The organism is Mycobacterium sp. E3198 (assembly GCF_001667015.1).
GTDB lineage: Bacteria > Actinomycetota > Actinomycetes > Mycobacteriales > Mycobacteriaceae > Mycobacterium.
This window is the reverse complement of record NZ_LZIS01000257.1, coordinates 41,795-62,386: the sequence shown is the minus strand read 5'-3', so window position 1 is coordinate 62,386 and position 20,592 is coordinate 41,795. Positions and strand designations below refer to the sequence as shown.

General features: G+C 67.6%; 24 protein-coding genes and 1 tRNA gene. 10 read left to right on the top strand and 15 right to left on the bottom strand.

The features are described from left to right. Positions 1-7: 7 nt before the first annotated feature. Genes A5673_RS26195 through A5673_RS26180 form a run of 4 tightly spaced genes read right to left on the bottom strand, consistent with a single transcriptional unit; the run spans position 8 to position 3,922 of the window. Positions 8-1,450: an aldehyde dehydrogenase gene (locus tag A5673_RS26195; RefSeq protein WP_068239416.1), complete on the bottom strand. Its 1,443-nt coding sequence runs from the start codon at positions 1,448-1,450 to the stop codon at positions 8-10. Then, positions 1,447-2,244 carry a carboxymuconolactone decarboxylase family protein gene (locus tag A5673_RS26190; RefSeq protein ID WP_068239366.1) on the bottom strand — a complete coding sequence of 266 codons (798 nt, stop codon included), beginning with the start codon at positions 2,242-2,244 and terminating at the stop codon, positions 1,447-1,449. The genes A5673_RS26195 and A5673_RS26190 overlap by 4 nt, the downstream gene beginning before the upstream one ends. Positions 2,245-2,282: 38 nt before the next feature. Then, entirely contained in the window at positions 2,283-3,095 is an 813-nt protein-coding gene (locus tag A5673_RS26185; protein WP_068239363.1) for a mycofactocin-coupled SDR family oxidoreductase, read from the bottom strand. After that, positions 3,092-3,922, bottom strand: coding sequence for a mycofactocin-coupled SDR family oxidoreductase (locus tag A5673_RS26180; RefSeq protein WP_068239359.1), 831 nt, complete (start codon positions 3,920-3,922; stop codon positions 3,092-3,094). Before A5673_RS26180 ends, A5673_RS26185 begins: the two co-directional genes overlap by 4 nt. A 45-nt stretch (positions 3,923-3,967) precedes the next feature. Here A5673_RS26180 and A5673_RS26175 point away from each other — a divergent pair, with 45 nt between their 5' ends. Then, positions 3,968-4,561: a TetR family transcriptional regulator gene (locus A5673_RS26175; RefSeq protein WP_068239356.1), complete on the top strand. Its 594-nt coding sequence runs from the start codon at positions 3,968-3,970 to the stop codon at positions 4,559-4,561. Positions 4,562-4,568: 7 nt separating this feature from the next. On the opposite strand, the gene A5673_RS26170 is transcribed toward A5673_RS26175, so the two are convergent. From A5673_RS26170 to A5673_RS26160, 3 genes are all read right to left on the bottom strand, one after another. After that, positions 4,569-6,032 (bottom strand): YdiU family protein, encoded by a 1,464-nt coding sequence (locus A5673_RS26170; protein ID WP_068239353.1) that lies wholly within the window; start codon positions 6,030-6,032, stop codon positions 4,569-4,571. A 27-nt stretch (positions 6,033-6,059) separates the two neighbouring features. Continuing rightward, the gene (locus A5673_RS26165) at positions 6,060-6,626 is read right to left on the bottom strand and encodes a hemerythrin domain-containing protein (RefSeq protein ID WP_068239350.1); all 567 of its coding nucleotides are present in this window, start codon (positions 6,624-6,626) and stop codon (positions 6,060-6,062) included. Positions 6,627-6,738: 112 nt separating this feature from the next. Continuing rightward, positions 6,739-7,017: a WGxxGxxG family protein gene (locus tag A5673_RS26160; RefSeq protein WP_068239347.1), complete on the bottom strand. Its 279-nt coding sequence runs from the start codon at positions 7,015-7,017 to the stop codon at positions 6,739-6,741. 163 nt (positions 7,018-7,180) lie between these two features. Between A5673_RS26160 and A5673_RS26155 the strand changes: the two genes are divergently transcribed. The 3 genes from A5673_RS26155 (at position 7,181) to A5673_RS26145 (ending at position 9,702) form a co-directional block, all read left to right on the top strand. After that, positions 7,181-7,972, top strand: a complete 792-nt coding sequence (locus tag A5673_RS26155; RefSeq protein ID WP_068239344.1) for a hypothetical protein — start codon at positions 7,181-7,183, stop codon at positions 7,970-7,972. Between the two features lie 61 nt (positions 7,973-8,033). Beyond that, on the top strand, positions 8,034-8,969 hold the full coding sequence (locus A5673_RS26150; protein WP_068239413.1) for a CoA ester lyase: 936 nt from the start codon (positions 8,034-8,036) through the stop codon (positions 8,967-8,969). A 16-nt stretch (positions 8,970-8,985) separates the two neighbouring features. After that, positions 8,986-9,702 (top strand): DsbA family protein, encoded by a 717-nt coding sequence (locus A5673_RS26145; protein WP_068239341.1) that lies wholly within the window; start codon positions 8,986-8,988, stop codon positions 9,700-9,702. On the opposite strand, the gene A5673_RS26140 is transcribed toward A5673_RS26145, so the two are convergent. After that, positions 9,664-10,914, bottom strand: coding sequence for an HNH endonuclease signature motif containing protein (locus A5673_RS26140; RefSeq protein ID WP_068239338.1), 1,251 nt, complete (start codon positions 10,912-10,914; stop codon positions 9,664-9,666). The two genes, A5673_RS26145 and A5673_RS26140, sit on opposite strands and share 39 nt — an antisense overlap. On the opposite strand from A5673_RS26140, the gene A5673_RS26135 reads away from it, so the two are divergent. The 3 genes from A5673_RS26135 to A5673_RS26125 are packed head-to-tail and all read left to right on the top strand — an operon-like array spanning position 10,913 to position 12,845. Beyond that, positions 10,913-11,308, top strand: coding sequence for a DUF488 domain-containing protein (locus A5673_RS26135; protein ID WP_068239334.1), 396 nt, complete (start codon positions 10,913-10,915; stop codon positions 11,306-11,308). The genes A5673_RS26140 and A5673_RS26135 overlap by 2 nt on opposite strands. 21 nt (positions 11,309-11,329) lie before the next feature. Further along, a complete protein-coding gene (locus A5673_RS26130) occupies positions 11,330-12,202 on the top strand; it encodes an LLM class F420-dependent oxidoreductase (RefSeq protein ID WP_068239331.1) in 873 nt (290 codons plus the stop codon). Between the two features lie 13 nt (positions 12,203-12,215). After that, the gene (locus tag A5673_RS26125; protein WP_068239328.1) at positions 12,216-12,845 is read left to right on the top strand and encodes a GNAT family N-acetyltransferase; all 630 of its coding nucleotides are present in this window, start codon (positions 12,216-12,218) and stop codon (positions 12,843-12,845) included. On the opposite strand, the gene crcB (A5673_RS26120) is transcribed toward A5673_RS26125, so the two are convergent. Together crcB (A5673_RS26120) and crcB (A5673_RS26115) are read right to left on the bottom strand one after the other, a co-directional pair. Further along, a complete protein-coding gene (crcB, locus tag A5673_RS26120) occupies positions 12,846-13,211 on the bottom strand; it encodes a fluoride efflux transporter CrcB (protein ID WP_068239325.1) in 366 nt (121 codons plus the stop codon). It lies immediately after the preceding gene. Further along, entirely contained in the window at positions 13,208-13,606 is a 399-nt protein-coding gene (gene crcB / locus A5673_RS26115) for a fluoride efflux transporter CrcB (RefSeq protein ID WP_068239322.1), read from the bottom strand. The genes crcB (A5673_RS26120) and crcB (A5673_RS26115) overlap by 4 nt, the downstream gene beginning before the upstream one ends. A gap of 133 nt (positions 13,607-13,739) precedes the next feature. On the opposite strand from crcB (A5673_RS26115), the gene pgm reads away from it, so the two are divergent. Further along, complete coding sequence (gene pgm, locus A5673_RS26110; protein ID WP_068239319.1) at positions 13,740-15,368, top strand: phosphoglucomutase (alpha-D-glucose-1,6-bisphosphate-dependent); 1,629 nt, start codon at positions 13,740-13,742, stop codon at positions 15,366-15,368. Between the two features lie 61 nt (positions 15,369-15,429). Next, a tRNA-Ala gene (locus A5673_RS26105) sits at positions 15,430-15,502 on the top strand. A 247-nt stretch (positions 15,503-15,749) separates the two neighbouring features. Here A5673_RS26105 and A5673_RS26100 read toward each other — a convergent pair. The 5 genes from A5673_RS26100 to A5673_RS26085 form a co-directional block, all read right to left on the bottom strand. After that, a complete protein-coding gene (locus A5673_RS26100; protein ID WP_231971459.1) occupies positions 15,750-16,988 on the bottom strand; it encodes a DUF6880 family protein in 1,239 nt (412 codons plus the stop codon). A 218-nt stretch (positions 16,989-17,206) separates the two neighbouring features. Then, on the bottom strand, positions 17,207-17,428 hold the full coding sequence (locus tag A5673_RS30540; protein WP_082958960.1) for a YlcI/YnfO family protein: 222 nt from the start codon (positions 17,426-17,428) through the stop codon (positions 17,207-17,209). Beyond that, the gene (locus tag A5673_RS26095; RefSeq protein ID WP_068239410.1) at positions 17,425-17,742 is read right to left on the bottom strand and encodes a hypothetical protein; all 318 of its coding nucleotides are present in this window, start codon (positions 17,740-17,742) and stop codon (positions 17,425-17,427) included. The genes A5673_RS30540 and A5673_RS26095 overlap by 4 nt, the downstream gene beginning before the upstream one ends. Positions 17,743-17,847: 105 nt before the next feature. Then, the gene (locus tag A5673_RS26090) at positions 17,848-18,642 is read right to left on the bottom strand and encodes a DUF1906 domain-containing protein (protein WP_068239311.1); all 795 of its coding nucleotides are present in this window, start codon (positions 18,640-18,642) and stop codon (positions 17,848-17,850) included. A gap of 138 nt (positions 18,643-18,780) precedes the next feature. Further along, positions 18,781-20,187 carry an adenylate/guanylate cyclase domain-containing protein gene (locus A5673_RS26085; RefSeq protein WP_068239307.1) on the bottom strand — a complete coding sequence of 469 codons (1,407 nt, stop codon included), beginning with the start codon at positions 20,185-20,187 and terminating at the stop codon, positions 18,781-18,783. A 54-nt stretch (positions 20,188-20,241) separates the two neighbouring features. Here A5673_RS26085 and A5673_RS26080 point away from each other — a divergent pair, with 54 nt between their 5' ends. Further along, on the top strand, positions 20,242-20,586 hold the full coding sequence (locus A5673_RS26080; RefSeq protein WP_068239304.1) for a hypothetical protein: 345 nt from the start codon (positions 20,242-20,244) through the stop codon (positions 20,584-20,586). Positions 20,587-20,592 lie beyond the last annotated feature (6 nt).

Below are 20,592 nucleotides of genomic sequence, written 5' to 3'. Positions count from 1 at the left end.
AAACGCTTCAGCCCATGCCGATACGGATGTTCTTGACTTGCAGGAATTCGTAGAGGCCCTCGAGGCCGCCGGTGCGGCCGAAGCCGCTCTGCTTAAAACCGCCGTAGGGGCCCTGCGGCGAGATGTCGCTGAACGTGTTGATCCAGACCGATCCCGCCTCGAGCCGGCGTGCCATCCGATGGGCGCGGGTGAGGTCGCGCGTCTGCACGAAGGCGTTCAGGCCGTAGGGCGTGTCGTTGGCGATGCGCACCGCCTCGGCTTCGCTGCCGAACTTCATCAGGGACACGACCGGCCCGAAGGTCTCCGTCTGGGCCAGGCTGGAGTTGTTGTCAACCCCGCCGAACACGGTCGGCTCGATGTAGTAACCCGCGGCCAGCTCGCCGCCCAATCTTCGTCCGCCGGTGAGCAATTCGCCGGACTTACTGTCGGCCGCCTCCTCGATCTCGGCGACGATGCGGTCCGCAGCGGCCTGGCTGATCACGGGCCCGAACACGACGCCGGGGTCGAAGGGGTCACCGACCGTCGCGCCCTCGACCACCGCGAGGAACCTCTGCGTGAACGCGTCGTAGACGGATTCATGGACCAGGACCCGGCTCGCGCAGGCGCAGCTCTGCCCCGATTGGATCAGTGGGCCCTGGTGCGCCGCCAGCATCGCCGCGGCGTCGAGGTCGGCGTCGTCGAAAACGATGCTCGCCGACTTGCCGCCGAGCTCGGTGACCACCGGCGTCAGGTTGGCCGCCGCGGCCCGCAGGACGTTGCGGGCGGTCGCCCCGCCTCCGGTGAAGTGGATCTTGCGGACGCCCGGGTGGCGGACGAGCGCGTTGCCGCCCTCCGGCCCCGCCGGCACCACGTTGACCAGGCCGGGCGGCAGCCCGACGGCGGTGCACAACTCGCCGAACCGCAGGGCGGCAAACGGTGCCACCTCCGAGGGTTTCAGCACGACGGCGTTGCCCGCGGCCAGCGCCGGGACGACGCAGGATCCGATCACCACCAGCGCGCCGTTCCACGGCGTGATGACGCCGACGACGCCGTACGGCTCGCGCTCCACCAGGTTGACGTCGAACGATTCGGCCACCGGCGTGCTGATGCCGTGCGGCTTGTCGACGTAGCCGGCGAAGTGACGCAGAAATCGTTCGAGGAGAATCCCGTTGTGGGCGAACGAGATCGGGACGGCGTAGTCGTGCACGTTGAGCCGCGCCAGCTCGTCGAGGTTGTCGTGAACCGCGTCGGCGAGATCGATCAACAGATCGCGGCGGCGGTCGGCGGTGTGCGACATCCATTCGCGGTGGGCGTTCCACGCGGTGGCGACCGCCTCGTTGATCTCGGCGGCACCGGCCAGCGGCACGCTGGCATTCGGTTGGCCGGTGGCGGGATAGATGTGGTCGTGGGTTCCGCCGGACGACCGGGTGATGCGGTCGCCGGCGATCAGCAGCCCTCCGGACAGGTTCATGCCGTGGTGGCCTCCGTGCGCCATTCGGCCGAGACGCGCCGCTGCTGTTCGCCGATCACCTGGGCCAGGTGGGCGGCCTTCGGCCAGCCGTAGTACGCGGCGAAATGCAACGCCAGCTCGTCCATCTCGTCGAAGGAGACGTCACGGCTCTTGAGCGCGGCGTAGACGTGGCTCAGGATCGGGATCGGCGCGCCCTGGATGGCCACGCAGGCCACCGTCACCAGCCGCCGCTCCTTCATCCCCAGCCCGGGCCGCAGCCACATCTCGCCGAACACGAAGTTCAAAATGCCCGCGCCGGAGTAGGGGTTGTCCCGGATCGGCGCGAAGGGAATGCAATTGACCGCCTTGAAGCATTGCTCCCCGGTGGCCAGCCGACTCTCCGGATCGCTCGGCGTGGCCAGGGGGAGCAGCGGCTCGGGTGCCGGCACGTCGTGGCCCCGCTCGCGGTGGATGCGTTCCCACTGCGCGTCGACCGCCATGTTGAACCGGGAGGCCTTGGGCCACCCGCCGTACACCGCGAAATGCAGGACGGTTTCCCGCATCTCGGTGATGCTCAGGTCGCCGCTGTTGAGCGCCGCGTACACGTGATCCTGCAGCGGCCCCTCGGCGTCGGCGGCCGCGACGCAGGGCAGCGTGACGAAGCGCCGGTCTCGTCTGCTCAGGATCCGTCGCGACCAGATTTCGGCGAAGACGAACTCGATCAGGCCGCTGGCCGTCGTGGGGCTGGGATCGTCGGGCGGCGGCGCCGTCATCACCTCCGTGAACAGGCGCCTGCCGCGTTCGGTGCGTTCCATCATCGAATCCGCTCTCTGCGTTGGGTTCTGGCGGCCGGTCACCGCAGGGTGACGCCGGCGTCCACCTTGAGCTCGAGCCCGGTGACGAATCGGGACTCGTCGGACACCAGGAACAGCACCGCGTTGCTGATGTCGATCGGTTCGGCCATGAGGGTGGGCAGGGCGTTGAGGAAGATCGGGATCAGGTCGGGCCGTCCCTCGGCCAGCAGACCCTGCAAAGACTCCGGGCGCATTCCCGTCTCCACGCCGGTGGGGTGCACGGTGTTGACGCGAACGTTCTGTGCGGCAAGCTCGTTGGCCAACGCGCGGCTGAGCCCGACGACGGCGTGCTTGGACGCCGTGTAGGGCAGGTGCAGCGGGGTGCCCTTCAGGCCGGCGGAGGAGCTGATGAGGACCAGGCTGCCGCCCTCGTGCACCAGATGGGGGAGCGCGGCGGCGCAGGTGTTCCACGCGCCGATCAGGTTGATGTCCACCACGGTGCGCCACTGCTCCGGCGTGGTGGTGTCCCAGGTGCCCACGGTCAGCACGCCGGCGTTGGCCACGGCGGCGTCGAGGCCGCCCAGTTCGGCAACGCCCTGCGCGACGGCCGACGCCAGCGCCGCGGCGTCGCGGACGTCGACGACGTGGGTGATCGCGCGGCGGTCATGTTTTTCGACCAGTCGCGCCGTCTCCTCGAGGTCCGCGCGCGACGAGAGGGGATACTCGATCTCCGGCAACGAGGCACAGATGTCGACCAGGATGAGGTCGGCGCCCTCCTCGGCCAGGCGCACGGCGTGGCTGCGGCCCATGCCCCGCGCGGCGCCGGTGACCAGCACCCGCTTGCCGCCGACTCGGCCCGTCGCGGCGCTCATAGCTTGTTGCAGAAGCCGGCGTCGACGGGAAACGTCACCCCGGTGACGTACTTGGCCGCGTCGGAGACCAGGTAGGAAATCGCGGCGCTGATGTCCTCGGGCTCCAGGAGGCCGACGGGCATCGGATTCTGCAGATGCGGGCCGCCCTCGGGATAGTTCTCCAGGAATTCGGTCATGGCGGGATTGACGGCCATCATGGTGTTGACCGCCGTCGGGTGCACGGTGTTGACCCGAATGTTCATCGGCGCAAGGGCGTTGGCGAGTGTGCGCATCAGCCCGACGATGCCGTGCTTGGACGCCGCGTAGCCCAGCCCCCCGCCCTGCAGACCGCCAAACCCCCGCAGCCCGGCCGTCGAGCTGGTGAAGACGATCGCGCCGCCGCGGTTCCCGGCGAGCAGATGCGGGATGGCCGCCCAGGCGGTGTGATACGCGCCGTCCAGGTTGACCGCGGTCGCCGCCCTCCACTGCTCGAGTTCCTCCTCGATCGTCAGCGCGCGAAACGCCACCGGAGCGATGCCCGCGTTGGCCAGCACGATGTCGAGGCGGCCGAACTGCTCGACACCGGCGTCCACGGCCGACTTGACCTGATGGAAGTCGCGGACGTCGGCCACCAGGCCGAGCATGTTGGCGCCCTCGGCCTCCACAAGCGCCACCGTCTCGTCCAACTCGTCGCGGCAGGCCATCGGATAACCGTTCGCGGGGATGTCGGCGCAGATGTCGATGCCGACGATGTTGGCCCCGTCGCGGGCCAGGCGGATCGCGTGACTGCGCCCCTGACCGCGCGCGACGCCGCTGATGAAGGCGACCCTGCCGTCCAGTTGACCCATTGTTCTGCCCTTCGGTAACCTCGTTACTCGAAACGGTAGAGTAACATGGTTACCGTGGTTGCAGAAGGGGGCCTCCCGCCGGATCCGATCATCGAGATCGTGGTCGAGCTGTTGGACACGCGGGGCTACGAGGCCGTGCAGCTCCGCGAAGTGGCCAAGCGGGCGCGGGTATCGCTGGCGACGATCTACAAGCGGTACGCCACCCGCGATGAGCTCATCGTCGCCGCGCTCGAATGGTGGATGGACGCGAACCGCTACGCGAACCTGCCGTCACCGGCCGCGGTCGCGAGCGGCGAATCGCTCTACTCGGAGCTGATGCAGGTATTCCGGACGATCTTCGAGCCGTGGGAGCGGCATCCCACCATGCTCCGGTCGTACTTTCGGGCACGGTCGGGGCCGGGCGGCGAAAGGTTGATTCAGCGGGGCGCGGACGCCGTGGTTCCGATCGCCAAATCCATCCTTGCCCAGGTTGATTCGGGCTATGCAAACGATCTCGAACTGATCCTGACGGGTGTGATCTTCGGTTTTCTCGGGCGCTTTGCCCAGGGCGAAATCGAGGTCACCGAGATCGTCCCCGGCGTCGAGCGCGCCGTGTTCTGGCTGACGGCCGCCTACGAGAGCCGCGCCGTCGCGCAATAGCGGAACCTTAAGTGCCGCAGAACGTTTGGTATTTTCCGAAATCTTCGGGCGCGGGTTCGGCGTAGCGCTGCAGGCCCGGCCGCTCGTGATACGGGGCGGTGACGGCGTCGAGGAGCCGCATCAGCGGATCGAGATCGCCGGCCGTCGCCGCGTTCAGGGCCTCCTCGACGAGGTGGTTGCGCGGGAGGTAGATCGGGTTGGCGCGGTCCATCGCCTCGCCGTCGGGACCCAGGGCCCGCCACCGTGACAGCCAGTCGTCGAAGCCGGCCAGATCGGTGAAGAGCCCGCGGGCGGGCTCGGCGTCGCCACGAGCGGCGTGGGCGAGGTGGCGGAAGAAGGACGTGTAGTCGACGTGGCGCTCCTTGAGCAGGGCGAGCAGCTCGTCGGCCAACGGTGTGAGCCGTTGCGCCGCAACGTCGTCGGGCAAACCGAGCTTGGCGCGCATGCCGGAGGACCACACGGCGTCATAGGTCGGTCGGAACGCCCCGAACGCCTGCTCCGCCAGCGCGACGGCCTGCTCGGCGTCGTCGGAGAGCAAGGGAAGCAGCGCCTCGGCGAACCGGGCGAGGTTCCATCCCGCGATGACGGGCTGGTTGCCGTAGGCGTAGCGCCCCCAGAAATCGATCGAGCTGAACACCGTGTCCGGGTCGTAAGCCTCCATGAAGGCGCACGGGCCGTAATCGATGGTCTCCCCGGAGATCGTCATGTTGTCGGTGTTCATCACGCCGTGCACGAACCCGACCAGCATCCAGCGCGCGATCAGCGATGCCTGGACCGTGACCACCGCTTCGAACAGCGCCAGGTAGGGCCGCTCGGCCGTCGCCGCGGCGGGATGGTGGCGGGCGATCGCGTGGTCGGCCAGGCGTCGCAGCAGGTCGAGGTCGGCAGTCGACGCGGCGTATTGGAAGCTCCCGACGCGCAGGTGGCTGCTGGCCACGCGGGTGAGCACGGCGCCGGGCAGCAGAGTGTCGCGCTGCACCGGGCGCCCGGTGGCGACCACCGCCAGCGATCGCGTGGTCGGCACCCCCAGGGCGTGCATGGCCTCGCTGACAATGTATTCGCGCAGCATCGGCCCCACCGCGGCCAGGCCGTCGCCGCCGCGTGCGAACGGCGTGGGTCCGGACCCCTTCAGGTGGATATCGCGCAGCCGCCCGTGGTCGTCGACGAGCTCGCCGAGCAGCAACGCGCGCCCGTCGCCCAGGCGCGGCACGTAGCCGCCGAACTGGTGTCCGGCGTAGGCCTGCGCCACCGGAGCGGCCCCGTCGGGCACCAGGTTGCCCACCAGGAAGCGCAGCCCGTCCGGGCTGCGCAGCCAGGCCGCGTCGATGCCGAGCTCGGCGGCCAAGGCGTCGTTCACCACGAGCGGCCGCACCTCCGGCGCCGCGTCGGCCTGCCAGCGGACGGCCAGCTGCGGCAGCTCGCGGAAGAACCGGTCGGCAAGGGCGACGGTGGTCTCCGGTAGGACGCTCACTCCACCGACACTACGGAAAGCCCGGCGCTAGCCGATGGCTTGCTGGATGAGATCGCGGGCGCGGTCGAGCATCGAGGCGAACGGCCCGACCGCGAAATTCAGCTTCGCCGACTCCACGCCCGGGTGCGGGCGCGTGGGGGCGATGGCCTGGGCCGCTCGCACCGCCGACCCCATCCGCTTGAGATCGTTGTCGTCGACTTTGCGCTCCAGCACGGGGAATTCCTCGTCTTCCTCGTGGCGGGCGTGGTCGAGCACGGCGTCGCGCAGCTTGGTGACCTCGTCGATGAACTGCTGCGAGGTGATGTCGAGTTTCTCGATCTGCGAGAGCAGTTCCTTGGCCTCGTGCTCTTCCTGCAGCCGCGCGTCGACGATGCTGTCGCCCGAATCGGCCTCGCGGCGCACCCGGGGGTGCACCACCATCTCCTCGGCCGTTTCGTGCACGGCCAACAGCTGGCGCAAATCTATGAAGGGCTGTTCGCGCGCTTGGGGATCCGAAGCGTGCAGCACTTCCTCGAACATGTCCTCGATGAGGTTGTGCTGCGCTTTGAGGAACGCGACGACCTCCTCCGGTGATTGAACAAGCATGTCGGCCATCGCCGATACCTCCAGTGATAGGGGAAGTGAAGAAATACCCGGTGGGAGAACCCATAAACGCGAGCCCCCGTCAGACGCCGCGGCGCCTGACGGGGGCTTCGGCGCGGGACGGCTAGACGCCGCGCCCGGGGTTCGTGGTGGTGCCGATACCGGTGACGGCGTCGGTGTCCCTGCGGCGCTTCAGTCCCAGGAGCCCGCCCAGACCAAGCAGGCCGAGCAGCCCCCACAAGCCGTTGTTGTCGTTGTGTTGGTCAGTGGTGGTGTTGTTGTCCGCCAACGTCGTTGTCGTCGGCGACGACGCCGGGGCGCTGTCGACGGCGGCGTTGGCGACGCCTGCGCCACCGAACAGCAGTGCACCGGTGGCAGAAATGACGGCAATGGTCTTACGCATGTTTGCTCCTTGATTGGTTGTCTCGACCGATGGATGACCGAGAACGAGGTCGGGACCAGTCGCCTCTAGCCCTTGCGACACGCGACGCGAGACAACGTCCGCAGCGTCGCAAGGCATGGGCTACCCCGCGCGACGGCGTCGAAACCAATGCGATCATTTGCTGATGGATGAGTCCCAGCAGCGCATCGCCGAGCTGGAGCGGCAGCTCGCGCAGCAGAAGCGCATCGCCGAGCTGGAACGTCAGCTGGCCGAGGCCAAGGCGGCCGCGGGGCCGGACCAGGCCGCCGAGCAGCCGCCGCCGGTCTCCGCCGCGCAGCTGGGAGCCATCGACGAGCACGCGCGCCGGTTGGCGCAGGCCCTGCAGGCGGAGCGCGGTAACCCTTTCGCGCCGGGGCTAGCGCCGGCCCGCGAGGCGCTCTCGCGCGCCGTCGTCGACGCCGGTTTGTCCCAGCAGCAGTATCGGGACGTCCTGGCCCGCGCGGGTTTACGGGCCGGCGGCACCATCAAGGTCGGGAGCCAGGTGGTCTTTTCGCGGTGCGACCCGTCCGATCCCGTTTTCCTGGAGCCGGGTGTGCACACGGCGTACGCGGCGGCGCCGCGCAAGCGTGGCGGGGCCGGTTGGATCGGGCCGGCCATCGCGATGCTGGGCGGGGTGATCGGCCTCTGCGTCGGTGGTGCGGCGGCGGTGACCGCGGTCATCCCGTCGACCGCGCTGTGGATGAGCCCCATCGTGTGCCGCGGCGGGTATGAGATGGCGTACAACACCTCGCACTACAGCTACAAGCCGGGCCAGTCGGGCACCAGCGTGAGCTTCCAATGCGTCGGCGACGGCGACTATTACGACGTCAACGACTTCGCGGTGTTTGTGCTGCAGTCCCTGCTCTTCGCGGTCGTGCTGTTCGTCGCCCTGGCCGTTGGTCGGGTGCTCTGGCGCCGGTCGCACAAGCCCGGCTGACCGGCCGTTCGACATGCGGCTACGGTTTAACAAAACACCAGCTAGCACCCACGGAATGAAGATGGCGACAGATCAGACGTATGAACAGGTCGGCGAGCAGGCGCCGGATCCCTCCGACATCGGCTGGCGCATCGATCCCGTACTCGCGCGCAGTTGGCTGTTGGTCAACGGCGCGCATGCCGACCGGTTCCAGGCCGCGGCGCATTCCCGCGCCGACATCGTCGTCCTCGACATCGAGGATGCGGTCGCGCCCAAGGACAAGCAGGCCGCGCGCGAGAACGTCGTGCGCTGGCTCAGCCCCGAGAACACCGACTGGGTCCGGATCAACGGCTTCGGCACCCCGTGGTGGGCGGACGATCTGGCGGCGCTGGCCGGCACGCCGGTCGGTGGGGTGATGCTGGCGATGGTCGAGTCGGTGGACCACGTCACCGAGACCGCCCAGCGGCTGCCCAACGTGCCGATCGTGGCGCTCGTCGAAACCGCCCGCGGCCTGGAGCGCATCACCGAGATCGCCGCGGCCAAGGGCACCTTCCGGCTCGCGTTCGGGATCGGCGATTTTCGCCGTGACACCGGTTTCGGGGAAGACCCGAGCACCCTGGCGTACGCCCGGTCCCGCTTCACGATCGCCGCCAAGGCGGCCAACCTGCCGAGCGCCATCGACGGGCCGACGATCGGCTCCAACGCGTTGAAGCTCATCGAGGCCACGGCGGTTTCCGTCGAGTTCGGCATGACGGGCAAGATCTGCCTGACCCCGGACCAGTGTGCGGTGGTCAACGAGGGCCTGTCGCCGTCACAGGACGAGATCTCTTGGGCCAAGGAGTTTTTCGCCGAGTTCGAGCGCGACGGGGGAGAGATCCGTAACGGCTCCGACCTGCCGCGGATTGCGCGGGCGACCAAGATCCTCGAGCTCGCCCGCTCTTATGGCATCGAGGTGTCCGAGTTCGACGACGAAGAACGGGTGCACTCGCCCGCGCCGTCGGACACCTACCACTACTAGCCGGGGAGCACCTCCGATGAGCGACGTGCTGGATTTTCACTTCGACCCGATGTGCCCGTTCGCCTATCAGACCTCGCTGTGGATCCGCGACGTGCGCGAGCAGCTCGGCATCACCGTCAACTGGCGCTTCTTCAGCCTGGAGGAGGTCAACCGGTCGGAGGGCCAAAAGCACCCCTGGGAACGGGAGTGGTCCTACGGCTGGTCGCTGATGCGGATCGGGGCGCTGCTGCGCCGAACGGACATGTCGTTGCTGGACCGGTGGTACGCCGCGATCGGGCGTGAGCTGCATACCCTGGGCGGGAAGCCACACGATCCCGCGGTGGCGCGAAAACTGCTGGGCGACATCGGTGTCGACCCAGCGTTGCTCGATGCGGCGCTGGCCGATCCGACCACCCACGATGAGATTCGCGAGGAGCATCGGCGCGTCACCGACGCCGGCGGATTCGGTGTGCCGACGCTGTTTTTGTCGGGTCAGTGCCTGTTCGGTCCGGTGCTGGTGGACCCGCCGACCGGCCAGCCCGCCCTGACGCTGTGGAGCATCGTGACCGGCATGGCCGAGCTGCCGCACGTCTACGAATTGCAGCGGCCCAAGGCGCAGGCCGATCTCGAACTCATCGGCCGAAGCCTGCGTCCCTACCTCGACGGACGCGATTGGGTCAGCATCAATCGCGGCGAGGTCATCGACGTCGAGCGCCTAAGCGGCGTGCCGAGCCAGCGTGACACCGATTCGTAGTTCGACCTCGCTGACCGTGATCGCGGGCGCCCGCGGCGGGGCGGTCGACCGGTAGGTGTGGCCGGTCGGTGTCGTGAACTCCGCTGTGTGGGTGTGATTTTCGTCGACCGTCGTGCGCACCCGCCAGCCCGCGGCTTCCTTCGCGTAGTTGCAGCATTCGCAGCAGCCCATGCCGTTGTCCGCGGTGGTGGGCCCGCCGTCGGCCCAGGGCTGGGCGTGGTCGCGGTGGCGGATGGGCGCGTCGCAATAGGGGGTTCGGCACTGTTGGTCTCGCAGCTCGATGAAGCGGGCCAGGCCGCGCGGAAACAGCCGTGCCCGTGACTCCATGGCGACCAGCGCCCCGGCCGCCGGGTGGGCGTAGAGCCTGCGCAGCGTCGCCCGGGAACGCCGGTCGTTGACCGCGTCGGTGACCATCGCGCGCGCGACGGCCGCCGGGATCGGTCCGTAGCTGGCGATGTCGGCCGGCGCGTCCGCACCGCCCAGCAGCGTTTCGTCGGTGAGCACGAGATTGACCGCGATGGGCGTCGGCACGGCCGCGTCCCGGCCGGTGACCCGTTCGACGAGGGTGTCGGCCATGACCTGCCCGCGGGAGCGGTCGTCGAAGGTGGTGTCGGCGGCCCGCTTGAGCGCCGCGAACACCGAAACCCCTTGGGTGACCGGCAATAACGCGGTCACATACGTCATCGTGTCGGGCGCCGGCCGGATGGTGACCGTACGTTCGTTCTCGGCTTTGGCCGCCCGGTCAACGACGGCGTGCGGGTCCAGCCGGTAGGCGATCGCTTTGGCCGCCGCGGCCACCCGCTTGTCGCCCATCCCGTCCAGCCCGGCGGGGTCGGCGCACATCTCGGCGTCCAGTTTCCGGCGGTCCTCGACGTCCAGGCAGGCACTCTCGCGCACGATCAATGTGGCGCGCCACTCCGAGAGCGCCCCGCAGTCCAGCGCGGACAGCGTGTGCGGCATCTCGTACACCAGCGCCTTGGCGAAGCCCAAGTGCCGCCCACCCCGGGCGGGCGAATCCCGTCGCGCCAGCGCGACCTCGCTGGCCACGCCCCGCCCCCGCTGCGCCGCCGGGACGCCGGCGGCCGCCTCGGCGGCGCGCCGCGCGGTGTCCAGCGCGACCGCCAGCCGGGCCTGGTCCGCCGCCGCCGCTGACTTCACCCTCTCCAGCTCGGCGATGCGCTCTATCAGCGCCGATTGATGTTGATCGAACATGTGTTCGAATATAACACACTCCACCGACGGGCTTGATTACGCTGGTCGTGTGAGCATTCGCGTGGCGCGGGTGTACCAGGACGCCGGCCCCGACGACGGGCAGCGCGTGCTGGTCGACCGCATCTGGCCGCGGGGATTCCGCAAGGACGACCCGCGAGTGGGCACGTGGTGCAAGGACGTCGCGCCGTCGAAGGAACTTCGTGAGTGGTACCACCACGACCCGGAAAAGTTCGATCAGTTCGTGGCTCGCTACCGCGAGGAACTGCGCGACAGCCCAGCGCTGGCGGAGCTGCGCAAGCTGGCGGGGCGCGGCGTCGTCACCCTGGTGACGGCCACCCGCGAAGTCGACGGGAGTCATGCCGCGGTGCTGGCGAAGTTTCTCAAAAACCGCTGATCGCCGTGAGACGATTCGGCCGTGCGCCTCGGATTGCACGCGTTGGGAATTGGGGCCGGTGCTGATCGGGCCGTGATCGACGCCGTCGCGTCGACCGCGGATGACTGCGGCTTCGCGACGCTCTGGGCGGGTGAACACGTCGTCATGGTGGATCGACCCGCGTCCCGATACCCGTATTCCGACGACGGCGTCATAGCCGTTCCGGCGCAAGCCGATTGGCTCGATCCGATGATCGCGCTGAGCTTCGCGGCCGCCGCGTCCTCCCGGATCGGCGTCGCGACTGGCGTCCTCCTGCTCCCCGAGCACAACCCCGTGGTGGTGGCCAAGCAGGCCGCGAGCCTGGATCGGTTGAGCGGCGGGCGCCTGACGCTCGGCGTGGGCGTCGGGTGGTCGAGGGAGGAATTCGCCGCGCTCGGGGTGCCGTTCGAGCGGCGCGGGTCCCGCACCGCCGAATACGTGGCCGCCATGCGCGCGGTGTGGCGCGACGACGTCGCCTCGTTCGACGGGAATTTCGTCGCCTTCGACGCGATCCGTGTCAACCCCAAGCCGCTGCGCGATCGTCGCATCCCCATTGTCGTCGGTGGCAACAGCGACGCCGCGCTGCGGCGCGTGGTCGCATGGGGCGACGGCTGGTACGGGTTCAACCTGGACGGGCCGGCCGCCGTGCGCGACAAGACGAGCAGGCTCGACCAGCTGTGTGCCGAGTCCGGGCGTGACCGGGCTGGGCTGAATGTGTCAGTGGCACTGCGCAATCCCGGCGTCGGCGATATCGGGGCCCTGGCCGAGTGCGGTGTCGATGAACTGGTCCTGGTGGAGGCCCCACCGGACCGCCCCCGGGCCGCCGAAGACTGGGTGTCCGCGCTGGCCGACAAGTGGATGGGGGCGGCTCGGTAGGCTGGCGGTTGACATGAGCGAACCCGAAGTGATCCTGCCGCGGGAACTGACCGACATCACCGACGAGGTGCGGAACGTGCCGCCGCCACCGGGCGTCGCGGAGGTCCCCCCGCCGTACGCTTTCCGGCTCGCCGATCCCGACGCCGACGCCGAAATGGTCGCCGAGTGGATGAGCCGGCCCGCCCTCGCCGAGGCATGGGAATCCGCCTGGCCGGCCGAGCGTTGGCGTCGGCACCTGCGCGCGCAACTCGACGGCAATTATTCGCGGCCGTTTTTTGCCAGCCAAGATGGCGAGGACCACGCTTACATCGAATTGTACAGGGCTGCAAAGGATTCCATCGCAACCCGGTACGAAGCCGACCCATACGACTTGGGAATCCACGCCGCCATCGCCGACGAAGAGTTCGCGAACCGTGGTATCGCCGGATATGTGCTGCCCCACTTCGTGGCCAGTGTGCTCAGCCAGGATCCACAGTGTCGGCGGATCATGTTCGATCCCGACTACCGCAACAAGACGGCACGGCGATTCTGCGAGCGCGCCGGTTGCGTGTTCCTCGGCGAGCACGACATGTCGAACCGGCGAATGGCCTTGTATGCGTTGGCCCTCGACCCCGGTGACGTGCCGAAGCTTCGCGACACCTGATCAGCGCTGGGCGAGCCATTGTCCGAGCGCCGCGGCGGCTATCCCGAGCGCGACGCTGACGACGATGTTGGCCAGCGCCGTCCACGTCTGGCGCTCCTCGCCGAGGCGCTGGGTTTCCAGCATCCAGGTGGAAAAGGTGGTGTAGGCGCCGACGAACGCCGTCCCCGCCAGCAGCGCCGCGTCCTTGCTCAACACCAGGCCCGCGAGGAAGCCCAGCAGCACGGCGCCGCTGACGTTCACCGCGAGCGTCCCGAACGGGAAGGCCCGCGCCGCCCGGCGGGCCACCGCACCGTCGATCACAAAGCGCATGACCGACCCGAAGCCGCCGACGATCGCTACGCCGGCCCAGACCAAGATCGTCGTCATCGGCGCACTCTCACCCGGCGAACCAGAACGGTGGCCAGGTGGACGGCCAGCAAGCCCAGCACGATGCTGCTGGTGCTGTAGGCCGCGGCTGTTGCCCAATGCCCGTGCCGGATCATGGTCACGGTTTCGACCTGCATGGTCGAGAAGGTGGTCAACCCGCCGCACAGTCCGGTGCCGAGCAGCGGGCGGCGGTAGCTCGACAGCGGCAGCCGCTCCAGCAGTCGCGTGGTGAAATAGCCGACCAGAAACGCGCCGACGATGTTGACGATGAAGGTGGCCCACGGCCAGTGCTCCGGGTCGTGGACGGCGACGGCTTGCAGGCCCGCGCGGGCCAGGGTGCCGAGCGCCCCGCCGACGAAAACCGCGGCCAGCTCGCGATAGTCGCGGTGTGCCACGGTTGGCTTCCCTTCGAGTCGAGAGTGGTGCGCTTAGCAGCGTAGGGGGTCGGCTTGCCAGAAGGTGAACCCGGGAAGTACCTGAGAAGTCCGGGGCGACGGGGCGCGTCGGGCACGGGCAGAATTGGTAACCATGGCCCACCCGCGCGCCGGTCAGCCGGCCCAGCCCGAAGACCTAGTCAACCTGCCGCACCTGGTGACGGCCTACTATTCGATTCAGCCTGATCCCAACGACGTCGCTCAACAGGTGGCGTTCGGCACGTCGGGTCACCGCGGGTCGGCTCTGGGCGGCGCGTTCAACGAGGCGCACATCCTGGCCATCACCCAGGCCATCGTCGAGTACCGCGCCGCGCACGGCACCACGGGGCCCTTGTTCATCGGCCGCGACACGCACGGCCTCTCCGAGCCCGCGTGGGTGTCCGCGCTGGAGGTGCTGGCCGCCAACGACGTCGTCACGATGATCGACTCCCGCGACCGCTACACCCCGACACCGGCGGTCAGCCACGCCATCCTCCGCTACAACCGGGGCCGTACCGATGCGCTGGCCGACGGGATCGTGGTGACGCCTTCGCACAACCCGCCGCCGGACGGCGGCTTCAAGTACAACCCGCCCAACGGCGGGCCGGCCGACACCGACGCCACCAACGCAGTCGCCAAGCGCGCCAACGAGATTCTGCGCGACGGGTCGGGCGTGCGGCGGGTGCCGCTGGCCCGCGCGCTGGATGCCGTCCAGCGCTACGACTATCTCGGCACCTACGTCGACGACCTGGCAGGCGTGGTCGACGTCGACGCGATCCGCGCGGCGGGGGTGCGGATCGGCGCCGACCCGCTGGGCGGCGCCAGCGTGGACTACTGGGGCGAGATCGCGCAGCGGCACGGGTTGGACCTGACCGTGGTCAACCCGCTGGTGGACGCCACATGGCGGTTCATGACGCTCGACCACGACGGCAAGATCCGGATGGACTGCAGCTCGCCGGACGCGATGGCCTCGCTGATCGCCAACCGCAATCGCTACCAGATCGCCACCGGCAACGACGCCGACTCCGACCGCCACGGCATCGTCACCCCCGATGCGGGGCTGATGAATCCGAACCACTACCTGGCGGTGGCCATCGACTACCTCTATACGCACCGCCCGTCCTGGCCGGACGGGATCGCCGTCGGCAAGACGGCGGTCAGCTCGTCGATCATCGACCGCGTCGTCGCCGGCATCGGCCGCAAGCTGGTCGAGGTGCCGGTCGGGTTCAAGTGGTTCGTCGACGGCTTGATCGGCGGCACGATCGGCTTCGGCGGCGAGGAGTCGGCGGGGGCGTCGTTCCTGCGTCGCGACGGGTCGGTGTGGACCACCGACAAGGACGGCATCATCCTGGCGCTGCTGGCCTCCGAGATCCTGGCCGTCACCGGCTTGAGCCCGTCGCAGCGCTATCAGGAGTTGACCGCCCAGTACGGCACGCCGTTCTACGCGCGCGTCGACGCGCCCGCCGACCGGGAGCAGAAGGCGCGGCTGTCCAAGCTGTCGGCCGAGCAGGTGAGCGCAACCGAGGTGGCCGGCGAGCCGATCACCGCGAAGCTGACCGCCGCGCCCGGCAACGGCGCCCCGCTGGGCGGGCTGAAGGTGACGACCGCCAACGCGTGGTTTGCCGCCCGCCCGTCGGGCACCGAGGACGTCTACAAGATCTACGCGGAGTCGTTCAACGGCCCCGAGCACCTGGCCGAGGTGCAGAAGGCCGCGCGCGAGGTGGTCAATTCGGTCATCGGGTAACCGCCTGGCCAGCGACTTTGAACGCGTCTGGCCAGTGGTGTAGCTTCGATTGGCACGACTTGGGGCTATGGCGCAGCTGGTAGCGCACCACACTGGCAGTGTGGGGGTCAGGGGTTCGAGTCCCCTTAGCTCCACCCTTAGCTCCACCAATGGATAATCGATCGCGGCCAGGCCTTATTCTTTAATTTGACGTTAGCTGTCCGCGTCGTCTGTGGATTTTTGACGACAACGAGCGGTTGGGGTGTCGCCACATTCCAGGTATGGGGACATGGTCCAGGTTCCTGGGCGGGATCCCTTCCTGGATATTGGTGTATCGCCCGCGGTTGCCGGGATGGGTGAATCAGCCTGTCGAAAACGGTGAGTATGGACGCTCGAAAACGGCTAGTGCGAGGGCAGCCCCGCGCGATCGAACTCCAGTTGGAGTCGAGGCCGGCGGTGGTATCGATGGCGGAGGGTGGCGATCAACTCGTCGACCTCGGCGGCCTGATCCGACCCAGCTGCGAGCTTGCGCATCCTCTTGAGCCGTCGAGCGGCGCTTCGATAGCGCTGGGCATCGGCTTCGACCAGCTCGCTCTCCGCCAGCGCGGTCTGCACCGGAAGTACGGCGAGAGGGTCGAATTTCTCGTATGCCTTGGCGAGGTCACTCCAGGTGCGGTCGTCATCGAGGCCAAGGTTGTGTGCCAGGTTCCAAGCGAGGGGAACGTCTTTGAGGTGAGCCAGCGCAAAGACCACGGTGTCGCGCGGCGACATTGCTGCCAGGCGCGCGAACACTTCTTCGCGGTAGTCGGGCCACGCTGCGCCGGCGGCCTGATAGAGGTCTGCGGCCGTGGTCGACGATGGCCAGCGGCGGAATACCTCCGCCCGAGCGGCCAGGAGGTTGTCGGGCCTATACCTAGCGAGGAGTTCGCACCAGTAGTTTGCGGCCCGTCGCGACTGGTGGCCGGAGTCGAAATCGGTTGCCTGCTTGGCCCAGTCGATCGCTAGGTCGATCTGGCCGATTTCCTCCAGTGCCTCGGCGGTGTTCTGATGCCACGCCGCGACCCGCCGGTCTCGGGCATGGGTACGGATGATCGCGTCAACGTCTCTATCGAGAACGGCCAGGCGCTGCGCGTTCCAGTCGAGGGTCAGCCAATCACCGGCGTGCGGTGCTGTCCATCGTTGATCGTCCGATGGGCGGGGGCCGAGACTTGCTGCAATCGCCTCGAGTTTCGCTCGGTACCTGGCGATGCCCCGCTCCCCGAGAGCGGGCGCGTACGCCACCGGGTCGATCGTGAAGTAGTCACAGTCGTTCTCGAACTGGAACTTAATCATCCAGTCGATCAACTGGGCGGTGGCAGGACGGGCTAATTCCGCCAACCGGGGGTGAAGGTCCAGCAGATCGCGGCAGGCGTCACCGATGATTCCGCTGGAGTCATCGGCGCGCATGATGACCTTGAGCGCCGACGCGATCGCCTTCTGAGTTACGGCGAACACAACGGTCGGGTCTTCGGTATCGGCGGCTTCGCGTAAGGCCGTAACGGCCTCATGCATCCGGGCTCCCTGGGCATCGGCGACGTTCCACCGCCATACTTCCGCGCGTGTCCTGATCAGCGGAAGGACGGCATCGGCGAGGGCAGTCACAAAGTCATCTTGATGAAACGCTGTCCGAGACCGCAAGGACGTGACCTCGCATCTCGGTCCCGAGTCGCTACGATTTCGCCGCGATCGATCGGGAACCAGCGCATACGCTGTGTTCTTGCCGGACGATCTCGGTCAAATCGATTGCCGCATAACCGGACAACGACTTCGAAACCGATACCGTCGAGGACCGTCGGTCGGTACGTCGTTGGTTACCCGACTTATGCCGGGTGGCGAAGTTCGTGTTCGACCGCGCGGCGAATCCACGAGGAGACGGAGCGGTCGTCCGCAGCCGCTGCGGCGCGTACTTGCTCCAACAACTCGGGTGGGAAGCGAACGGGAACGGTGGCGCTCAACCGACGGCGCCCTGGCCCCTGGGGTTCCTGGTTCTCCGGGCGCGCGTAGAACTCGTATTCTTCGTCGGGGGTTATGGGGTGGTTCATCTGTCTCTCCGGTATTGGTCGGCGAGCTGTTTGGAGGCCCGATAGCAGCCGATGGGCCGACATCGTCGTGGGTTGCCGTCGCGGGCGGGGGCGAGGGGCACTATCAGGACGGTGCCGTCCACTTCGGCGACCATCAGCCAGTGGGCTGGTGGTTTGGCGGGGTAGAACATCGGGTCGGAAGACCAGACTTCGCGGATGTCCTCGATGCCCAGGCGTGGGTGCTTGAACAGGTGGGCGGCTTGAGCGTCGATCTCGAACGGATCCTCTTCGTCGAGAAGATCCAGATCGAACAATTCGCCCGCGACATCCCCCAAATTGTAATACAAACGGATACACGCGGCCGGCTCGCGGGGGCTTTGCCCTGGCAGGGTGGGATCAGGGGTTCGAGTCCCCTTAGCTCCACAAATTTGACGCAGTTCTCAGGGATGCAGGTTCCACTGACCGCAATCCCCGGCGAGGACGTCGTTGACGTCGACTTCGAGTCCCCCGACTACCGGGCCAGGATTCGACGCCGTGCTCACCACCCGTTGATACAGGACCGCGGCGGGCTCGATCCGACCGCCGGACCAGGACCGAGTCTGCCAGGCCCACCGGTGGCCGGGGATGCGCGAACTCCCTATAACGCCGTCGGCGGCGGCCCACCGGCACACGTCGATGCCGCCGTAGACACCGGTGCGCTGCACTCCCAGTACGGAATTGATTCCGCGAAACCACTTGAGCGCCAGATTGTTCCAGGTCTCGCGGTTGATGTCCTCGTCGACGCTGAAGAAGATCGGCGCACTCTGACCGCCACCCGCCGCGGTATGCAGCTGCCAGGCGGTGCGAGCGTCGGCGACGCCGCCCTCGAACCCGCGTCGGAAATCCGATGGCGCCGTCCCGCCCGGCTTGCCGTATTGGTAGTTGCTGACGATGACCAGCCCGGCGGCGGTCAGCTGCTCGGCGTAAGGGCGGGTGATCGGCTTGGCGCCCATGGACGAGCCGGGACGCGAGAGCGAAACGTAGTTGATGACGCCGGCGTAGCCGGCCGCTCGAATGTGCTCCGCCGGAATTTGGCGCATGGCGAAGTCGATCAGTCTGGGAGTGGCGGCAGCGGTGGTGGGGACGGCAGCCGCCTTGGGGACGGCGACGCTCGCCGATCCCGCATATAATGCCGGCAGGGCAGACATAGCGACGGCGTAGCGCAATACGTCGCGCCGGGGAATAGCTTCCTGCATCGCGTGATGCTAAGTATTTGACTTTCGTCAACAGAAGTAGCGTGCGGCAGTCGATATCAAATTGGTCTTTGCGGTTCACCGTGTCGAGTCAATAGCGGGAGCGGAGACGACGGTTCCTGCGTGTCGCGCGGTGCAGAGTTACGGAATCTCGTAGACCACCATCTTGTCGGCGATGCCGCGCAGCGCGGCCTCCTTCCGAATCGGCCGGATCGCCTCCTTGTCCAAGATGGCGGCGACGCCGGGGGCGTCGATCACGGGACCGGTGATGTGGATCTCCTGTGCGGTCGACAGGCTCTGCACCCGCGCCGCGATATTCACGGTCTGGCCGAAATAGTCCTGCCGCTCGTTGAGCATCACCGCGAGACAAGGCCCCTCATGGATTCCGATCTTCACGATCAGATCGGACTTGCCGCGCTCGGCGTTGAGCTTGTCCATTGCGGCCCGCATCCGCAAGCCCGCGACGAGCGCTTGGTCCGGCTGGGTAAAGGTGGCCATCACGGCGTCCCCGATGGTCTTGACCACGGCGCCCTTTTCGGCCGCGATGATTTCCAGGAGCGCCCGAAAGTGCGCGCGCACCAAGTCGAATGCGGCGAGGTCGCCGACCCGCTCGTAAAGGGCGGTGGACCCCTTGAGGTCGGTGAACAGAAACGTCAGCGAGGTGATCTTCAGGCGCTGATCGATGTTGAGATTGTCGGCCTTGAACACCTCGCGGAACGTCTGGTTCGACAGCATCCGTTTCGCGGTGAGGAACGGCCGACGTTTGCCCAGCAGATGGTGGAGCTCGTCGGCGACAAAGACGGTGGGCAGCGTGCGCAGGGGGGACTCGTTGTCGAGTGCCAGTCGCAACGGGCCCGGACGCAATGTGACGGACCCGGTCGGCGGATGCGCTTTGTTGAAGATGAGCCCGAGCTGCTGAGGTTCCGCGGTCGGCCCGCCCTGGACGTCGATGAAATGCGCGGAATGCGTCACCGGCTCGAAAACGATGATGAATTGCGGCGGAAGCCGCATCGACAGCACCGCCTTGTCCCCGGCGGGCAGCTCCAGCGCATCCAAGGTCACTTCCCCGGTCAGCGCGGCAAGGGAATCCTTGCCCATATCGATGCCCGAGCTCCAGAACACCTGCTTGTAGTAGTCCCACAGCGGCAGCGTGTTGGGATCGTGGGCGGCGATCCGCCTGACCTTGGGGCTGACGGTGAAGGCCACCTCGACCTGCTCGTCAACGGAAGGCTCGTAGCCGCAGGCGCACAATCCGCATTGATAGTCGTCATCACGCAGCGATTTCAGCGTGGCATGCGCGTCCAGGACGCCGCTGCAACCGGGGCAAAGCACGTTCCAGCTGAGGTCGAACAGGCCGAGCCGCGCGGCATGCAGGAAGCCGGAAATCACCTTCTCTTCGTCGAGGCCGGTGCGCTTGGAAAAGTCCAGGGCGTTGATTCGATTGAGCTCATGATCTTCACCGTCCTCGATCAGCCGCGCGATCGCATCCGCGACGGCCGAATCGGCAGCTCGCCTCAGGGCCGAAAATTGGGACTCAAGATCGCTCATCACTTCAAGCTAAACGGCATCACCGGCCTCGATCATTTCCTTTAGGGTTAATTCATGGGTCGCGAGTTCGTCGAGATCCGGATAACTCACCCGTGGGAATCTCTCCAGTCGACGCCCGAGGCGATCCGCCCGCGGCTGCTGGACTGGCGGGTTGACGCCAAGGGCAGGCATGTCGCGTCGCGTTACCGGATAACCCGTTACGAGCAGGACGGCCAGCCGAGGTGGTGGTTGGACGGGACCGGCCAGCACCCGTGGACCAGCGACGACGTGGAATACCTGAAGGATGTTGCCGAGCACCACGCCGGTCGATTGTTGCGCAGGCAGCGATGGCACCCCGAGAGCATGTACAACGGCCAGGAGCCGCCGCTGTGGTTAGGCGGTCGCGGATGGTCGTCATGAGACTTC

Coding starts and splice junctions, on each gene's coding strand:
- A5673_RS26195 (WP_068239416.1), bottom strand. CDS start 1,450: ATGAACCTGTCCGGAGGGCTGCTGATCGCCGGCGACCGCATCACCCGG.
- A5673_RS26190 (WP_068239366.1), bottom strand. CDS start 2,244: ATGGAACGCACCGAACGCGGCAGGCGCCTGTTCACGGAGGTGATGACG.
- A5673_RS26185 (WP_068239363.1), bottom strand. CDS start 3,095: ATGAGCGCCGCGACGGGCCGAGTCGGCGGCAAGCGGGTGCTGGTCACC.
- A5673_RS26180 (WP_068239359.1), bottom strand. CDS start 3,922: ATGGGTCAACTGGACGGCAGGGTCGCCTTCATCAGCGGCGTCGCGCGC.
- A5673_RS26175 (WP_068239356.1), top strand. CDS start 3,968: ATGGTTACCGTGGTTGCAGAAGGGGGCCTCCCGCCGGATCCGATCATC.
- A5673_RS26165 (WP_068239350.1), bottom strand. CDS start 6,626: ATGGCCGACATGCTTGTTCAATCACCGGAGGAGGTCGTCGCGTTCCTC.
- A5673_RS26160 (WP_068239347.1), bottom strand. CDS start 7,017: ATGCGTAAGACCATTGCCGTCATTTCTGCCACCGGTGCACTGCTGTTC.
- A5673_RS26155 (WP_068239344.1), top strand. CDS start 7,181: ATGGATGAGTCCCAGCAGCGCATCGCCGAGCTGGAGCGGCAGCTCGCG.
- A5673_RS26150 (WP_068239413.1), top strand. CDS start 8,034: ATGGCGACAGATCAGACGTATGAACAGGTCGGCGAGCAGGCGCCGGAT.
- A5673_RS26145 (WP_068239341.1), top strand. CDS start 8,986: ATGAGCGACGTGCTGGATTTTCACTTCGACCCGATGTGCCCGTTCGCC.
- A5673_RS26135 (WP_068239334.1), top strand. CDS start 10,913: ATGTGTTCGAATATAACACACTCCACCGACGGGCTTGATTACGCTGGT.
- A5673_RS26140 (WP_068239338.1), bottom strand. CDS start 10,914: ATGTTCGATCAACATCAATCGGCGCTGATAGAGCGCATCGCCGAGCTG.
- A5673_RS26125 (WP_068239328.1), top strand. CDS start 12,216: ATGAGCGAACCCGAAGTGATCCTGCCGCGGGAACTGACCGACATCACC.
- crcB (WP_068239325.1), bottom strand. CDS start 13,211: ATGACGACGATCTTGGTCTGGGCCGGCGTAGCGATCGTCGGCGGCTTC.
- pgm (WP_068239319.1), top strand. CDS start 13,740: ATGGCCCACCCGCGCGCCGGTCAGCCGGCCCAGCCCGAAGACCTAGTC.
- A5673_RS30540 (WP_082958960.1), bottom strand. CDS start 17,428: ATGAACCACCCCATAACCCCCGACGAAGAATACGAGTTCTACGCGCGC.
- A5673_RS26090 (WP_068239311.1), bottom strand. CDS start 18,642: ATGCAGGAAGCTATTCCCCGGCGCGACGTATTGCGCTACGCCGTCGCT.
- A5673_RS26085 (WP_068239307.1), bottom strand. CDS start 20,187: ATGAGCGATCTTGAGTCCCAATTTTCGGCCCTGAGGCGAGCTGCCGAT.
- A5673_RS26080 (WP_068239304.1), top strand. CDS start 20,242: ATGGGTCGCGAGTTCGTCGAGATCCGGATAACTCACCCGTGGGAATCT.